Source organism: bacterium (assembly GCA_040755795.1).
Taxonomy (GTDB): Bacteria; UBA9089; CG2-30-40-21; order CG2-30-40-21; family SBAY01; genus JBFLXS01.
Window position 1 is genome coordinate 1 of the sequence record JBFLXS010000224.1, and the last position, 6545, is coordinate 6545.

The 6545-nt window shown below is 35.9% G+C and carries 3 protein-coding genes and 1 pseudogene; all 4 read right to left on the reverse strand.

Annotation, left to right across the window (positions count from 1 at the left end):
- Positions 1-449: 449 nt before the first annotated feature.
- The 4 genes and pseudogenes from AB1414_13310 to AB1414_13325 all read right to left on the reverse strand — a co-directional run bounded on the left by AB1414_13310 (position 450) and on the right by AB1414_13325 (position 6201).
- Positions 450-1628, reverse strand: a complete 1179-nt coding sequence (locus AB1414_13310; protein MEW6608402.1) for a DNA repair exonuclease — start codon at positions 1626-1628, stop codon at positions 450-452.
- Positions 1618-3960, reverse strand: a complete 2343-nt coding sequence (locus tag AB1414_13315; protein MEW6608403.1) for a HEAT repeat domain-containing protein — start codon at positions 3958-3960, stop codon at positions 1618-1620. Before AB1414_13315 ends, AB1414_13310 begins: the two co-directional genes overlap by 11 nt.
- 46 nt (positions 3961-4006) lie before the next feature.
- Positions 4007-5680 carry an ATP-binding protein gene (locus AB1414_13320; protein ID MEW6608404.1) on the reverse strand — a complete coding sequence of 558 codons (1674 nt, stop codon included), beginning with the start codon at positions 5678-5680 and terminating at the stop codon, positions 4007-4009.
- A 389-nt stretch (positions 5681-6069) separates the two neighbouring features.
- A pseudogene (locus tag AB1414_13325) lies at positions 6070-6201 on the reverse strand (ATP-binding protein).
- Between the last annotated feature and the right edge of the window lie 344 nt (positions 6202-6545).

Consider the following 6545-nt stretch of genomic DNA (forward strand, 5'->3'; position numbering starts at 1 on the left):
AATGATTTTATCAGTTAATTCATCTTCTCTCCATTTCTCCATATTCCCCTCTTCTCCTTTGTTACACTTCATTTAGGTAAATAGTTACATCCATTCTATGTAAAGTTTTGACTAATAACTGCTATATTCACCGCAGAGACACAGAGACGCAGAGAAAAAGTTAAAATCTATAGCACTTATTAATCGAAATTTGACATAGATATGGCTATCAAATTCCAAATTCCATTTAGTGAATTAGTGAATTAAGCGAATTAGCGAATTAGTAAAATCTAATCTCTAATTCGCTTTTTGGTATGTGGAATTTGGTGCTTATTTGAGATTTGGTGCTTGGGATTTGGGATTTTTTACTTATCCACTCTGAGTAAAATTTTGACTAATAACTGCTATATTCCCTCTGTGTTCTCTGTGACTCTGTGGCTATATCCTGAACGGTTACTTCCCCTTTTCCCTTAATTACACCCTGAACGGTTACAAAATATAAGATTTTTTGCCTCGTGAATTATCCTTTTTTCATCCTCTTCTTGAGCCTCATCAATTAGTGCCGCAGCCACATTAGTGATTTCATCTCGCTGACTTATACTGCCAGAAGAACTTATCTTTATCATTTCATCTTCAATAAACAGGTCCTTTGTATCCAGGTCAAAATGGAAGTTGTGTGACATTCCAAACTGCCAGATTTCATTAAGTCTAAGTTTATGAAAAAGCTCCCGAGAGATACTCCCAATAATTTTACATTTTAAAATACCTTCTGGAGTAGATACTGGTAAAAATCTTTCGATGAGATATGGGGTTGGGTCGCCTGATGATGAAAAGGTAGATAAAGAAATCTTAAATTCAATCATTGGCTGAGGTTCTATTTTAATATATTCCAGGCTTGATAGACCACTTTTTTCTAACTCTAAATAATAAAATCCCGTTGGATTAGATAATTCTCCAAAACTCATTCGTTCCGTAGCACCCGGGATAATAACCTGTTTATCTTCTATTTTAAACACCTCCGTTCGATGTTGATGTCCGACGAAGACATAATTTACCCCATCTAATCTGGAAATACTCGAATATCTTAGTAATGGTTCATTAACATCCGCTGGTATATGATTTTCAATGCCATAATGAAGGAGAAGGATATTTATATCACCAATTGCTGGGAAGGTGAGATTACTTAATGGGTCATCTCCTTTGATGAGTTTAGGATTATATGACAATCCTCCTACGACTATTTCTAAATCCTTAATTTTAGTTTTGACTATCTGGATTTGTGTCGCATCGTATAAAAGATGTGCCTGTTCTGTTTCATGGAAGATACGCTGTGGAATACCTTCTGTGGTCACGGTGCGTGTTTTAGGGACATCGTGTGTTCCACCAATTAAAAACACCTGAATATTATTCTTGATTAGCCTCTGGAATTGGCGAGCAATGAAGATTAATTCAGTATTTTTAGGGTCAGGCATATCAAACAGGTCACCTGCATGTAAAAATAAATTCACTTGCTTCTCAAGGCTAAATTCAATCGTTTGTTGAAATGCCTGACGAATTATCGCCCGACGCTCTTCTAACCGCATTGGGGACATCTTTGCATAATAATTATTTAAATGATTATCCGAAGTTAAAACTGCTTTAATTTTCATTTTCTAATTTTAACTCAATGCTTTCTGGCATAGGTTTTATTTGTAATACCTGGGTAAAATATGTTGTAAAAAGGCAGTCTTGCGAGATTACCCAAAAACCTTCTTTATCCTGCATCCTTATCAATTTATTGACTATCTCTGGATACCAATAATGCACCTTCCCCTGGCTATCAATTATGGTTTCTTTTTTAGTCAATTCAAGTGCAAAAGCCAGGCTATGAATATAATATTCGTACCATTTAGCCGGTCCGTATGGATTTTCATTTAAGGTATAATTCTGGCTAATCCAGTGCAGGGCATTTTTTGCTCGAATGTCCGCGGTGTCTAAATTACAAAGTAAAAACCCAATTAAACCCGCCGCACCCATACTTCCATAAGATACAGTGCCTTTTTCTTTGATATATCCAAACCCACCATCTGAATTTTGTTGCTGAGTTAAGTAAGCCAATGCCCGTATCCAGACATCATCGGTTTTGGCTCGTCCTAAGAATTTATATCCAGAATCTAATGCCATTAAGGCAAACTCTGTTGAACTTAAATCTGACCTGCCACCTGCAACATACCCAAAGCCACCATCTTTATCTTGAATACTCAAAAGCCATGATATGCTTTTTTCAACCAGATTTTTATACATTGGATTTTCAGTTGCCGATAAAACCATTATCGCTAACGAGGTATTATACGAGCATTTTATCTTTTCCGGCTCACTTATCGAGAGATAACTACCATCCGGGTTTGCATGTTTGAGCATATATTCAATACCTTTTTTAACTACCGGGTCTTCTTCATTTATTCTTTCTTTTAAAAGGCATAAAAGTGCTAATTGAGTTACGCCTAATGGGAAAATATCACTCTGGAAATGGCCGTCTTCGTGTTGATTGACAACAAGGAATTTTAGTGCCTTTGAAATACTTGCCTTTCGTGCCTCTTCGTAGGTCGCAGAAGAGGTGAGGGCGAATTTAAGTCCAAGTGAAGTCAGTGCCTTTTTTTTCTTTTCTAATAATTCTTTATCCTCGATTGTTTTTGGAATGTTTAAAGCCGTTGCGGCCGCACTTCTTATCCACTCATTTTCATCTGATAATGCCTTGATTAAAATTGGCATTCCTTCCTGAAGATACAACTGCCCAATAGCCCGAATAGCATACCATCTTGAGGTCACAGGTCGTTTTTCATCCTGAGCAATCACCAGAATGGGATTAATAGCGTCTTTTGCCCCAAGTTTTACCAAAACCTTGATTGCCTCATTGACTACTTGAGTATCCTCATCATTTAATGCCCCCAGAAGAGGCATTATGCAGTCTTTTGAATTAATTTCACTGAGAGATTGAACAGCAAAATATCGGATATTGGCATTGTTACTTTTTAGTGTGCGGGCAAGCGAAGGGATAGAGTTTTCATCTCTTATTTTTCCAAGTGCCTTAACTGCGGTCAATTTGACCTGGTCATTTTTATCTATCAGAGCATTTATAAAGGTCAATGTAGCTGTTTGTGGGATAGATTCCATTCGTTGCAATGCCTCTAAGGAGAACCAGCGTGTTGCCTCATTATCACTTCTGGCTGAGTGGATAAGTTTTGGTAGTGCCTTTTCACCATATTTAGACAGGGCATCTGCCGCCGCCTCCCTTATCTTATATTTCCCTTCGTAATGATTAAAATAAGGGTCTGATAAGGCATTGATAAGCTCCACAATAGCCTTTTCATCCTGAATATCTCCTAATGCCTTGGCTGAGGCAATTTTGCTGGCTGGCACACCTTGCTTTAATAAATTAATAAGTGGCTCTACTGCCTGGTTATTTCCTATTTTCCCTAAGATATAGCACGCCATACCTTGCAAAACCAAATCATTACTTTCAAGTGCCTTAATTAAAGCAAAAACGACTAAATCCCCTTTATTGATTAATTTTTCAGCCGCATTATATCGTTTTTCTGCATCAGCTAATTTAAGATTTTGGATTAATTCATTAATCTGGTTTGTTTCCGTCCCTCCAGTGTAATATTCAGTAATCTGGTCTTTCTTTGGTTTTTGTTCTTTTTGAATTTGTAACCTCTGGGTGTATCTTTGCTGGATACTTTTTAAATTATCCGTATCTTTAAGTTCTTCATAACATTTAATAAGTAATTCATAAGCCTGCAAGTGGTCAGGGTCATAGTAATCAACAATCTCGTGGAGTATTCTGATTGCCTCGGTAAGATTTTTGTCTTCTTTTTTCAGGCAATCACAAGCCATTTCATAATGCCATTGTGCCTCTGCTTTATAATCTTCGGTTATCTCTTCAGAAAAAGCCTGCCCAATTAAGCCAATACTTATTATAATGAACCATATTAACCTCATTTTGTTTACCTCCTGAAAATAGTATACTATATGTTATCTTAATTTGTCAACCATCCGAGGGTGTTACCCCTTTACCACCGATAACTGGCAAAACAAAGGAAAATTTACTTCCTTTACCAATTTTACTTTCAACAAAAATATCTCCGCCAAGTCGAGTAATTAATCTTTTAACAATAGTTAGTCCAAGTCCTGTTCCACTTACCTCACGAACCTCTTTTCTTTCGGACCGGAAGAACTCATCGACAAAAAGATGTTTCATTTCCTGTTTGGCAATACCAATCCCCGTATCTGCTATAGATATCAAGATATATGGAAGTGGTGATAATTGGTGTTTTATCGTCTCGGGTAACTTTTCATATTCGATTTTCTTCACCTCTATTTTTACCTCGCCACCTTTTGGAGAAAATTTAATGGCATTTGAGACTAAATTTATAAAAATTTCATCAATAATATCTTTATCCGTGACTATTTCCTGGCAATCATCCTCTATCTCAAAATTCATTATCACCCCATTGCGCCGGGCTAATTCTTTAAATCTTATGCGAACTGATTCTAATATATCCTTTATGATTAGAGGTTGTTTATTAATTTTTCTTTTTCCTGAATCAATCTTTGAAATATTCATCAAATCTCCTAATAGGCGAGCAAGTCTATCTGCCTCATCATTAATAATCTGGGCGAACTCCTTTTGTGTCTGGGGCTCCAATTCTTCATCTAATAGCATCTCTACTAAAGATTTAATCGAGGTCAATGGTGTTTTTAATTCATGTGAGACAACGGAGATAAAATTAACCTTTAGTCGCTCCATTTCTTTTTGTTTGGTAATGTCTCGCATGACCGCTATCTGACCAACTGTTTTACCTTTTTCTTTCATCGGCGTAATAATCACGCTATATATTTGTTGTAAGTTAAAACTAAGTTCTTTTTCTATCACCCTCCCTTTTCTTCCCGCCTCTTGATATGCTTGAATAAATCCTTCGTCTTTGATTAAATCTTTAAGTGAACAACCTATCTTTTTTCCTGATAGTTCTTCAGCCTTATGATTTAACAAAATTACCTTACCGCTGTTATCCGTAGCAAAAACACCGTCATCCATCCCTTCAATAACGGCTTTAATTTTATCCTTTTGAAGGAGTAATAATCTATTAGCCTGGATTAATTCCTGATTGGCTAATTCTACCTTTTTTTCAAGTTTTTTATACAATTGTGCATTTTCAATGGCAATGGCAACTTGATTGGCTATTGCCTCAAGTAATCTTACATCTTCTTGTGCAAAATCACCACCAATCTTATTGATTGCCTCCAATACACCAATTATCCTCTGCTTGATTTTCAATGGGACACATAATAAAGATTTAGTTTTGTAATGCGTATCTATATCAATCCTTGAGTAAAATCGTGGATCTTTATTCACATCATGAACTAAAGACGATTTCTGATTTTTAAGTACCCAACCTGCAACTCCTTTATCCGCAGGGAATGTAATCTTTTTTACTTCTTTACTCTTTTCACCTAAGGCAACTTCAAAGATAAGTTCATTTTTTCTCTTATCTAAAAGCATTAAAGAGGATGATTCTACTTGCAGTACCTTTGTAACTAATTTCATAACTATTTTAAGTAATTTTTGCAGGTCGAGTGTAGAGTTAATAATACTGCTGGTTTTGGTCAAGACGGTTAATTCAGATACCTTTTTTGTTAAATCAGTATTTTTTGTTTTCATTATTGTAGTCCTTTCTTATACCTATAACTCGATATTCAAGTTTTTTTAAGATTAAGTGGTTTATCCTTTTTTAACCGCAAAGAACGCAAAGAAATCAACCGCAAAGCACGCAGAGATTATAGGTTGTTCACCACCCTTTTAATTCCTTCCTTGAGTCTTAATACATTGAAATTTATAAGCAATTAACAATATTTGAAAGTTCGTTTTCGTTTATAGACCTGTTTTTCTTTCTTTGCGTCCTTTGCGAAACCTTTCTTTGTGCTCTTTGCGGTTAAATCTTTATACCTTTAAAAAACTTGAACATCGAGTGTTACGAAATTTCTTATTTCAATCACCAGAAGAACATCTATTGAGTATAATTATACTAAAAAATTTCGTTTTTTGCAACATTATAATTTGTTTTTCTCAAAAAACATCCTCTTCTCCTTTAATCGGTAATTCTCTCCACGGATATTTATAGTTATAGAATGGTGCAGTAACCTATCAACTATAGCACTGGCTATTACAGGCTCACTAAATATCGGTAACCGTTCACCGCAGAGACGCAGAGAAGAAAATTAAAATTTATGGACGATAGGCTTAACATCCCTGATTTTCATCAGTGCAATCTCTTGAGTCCAACAACATTAAACTTGTCCTGATGAAAATCAGGGATGGATTAACAAATCTGGCTTGCCGGCTGAACATTCGGTAAGCAGGTTCTATGTATTTCAATGGCTACACCAATAATCTTTTCTGGTAACCGTTCAGGGCTATACATTAGAAGTGTAAACAAGGAGAAATGGGGAAAAGGGAGAATTGGAGAAATGGCTCAAACTTTTTCTTGCTCCACCCTTCAGACATTAATCCTGGTGTCGTGTTGAGT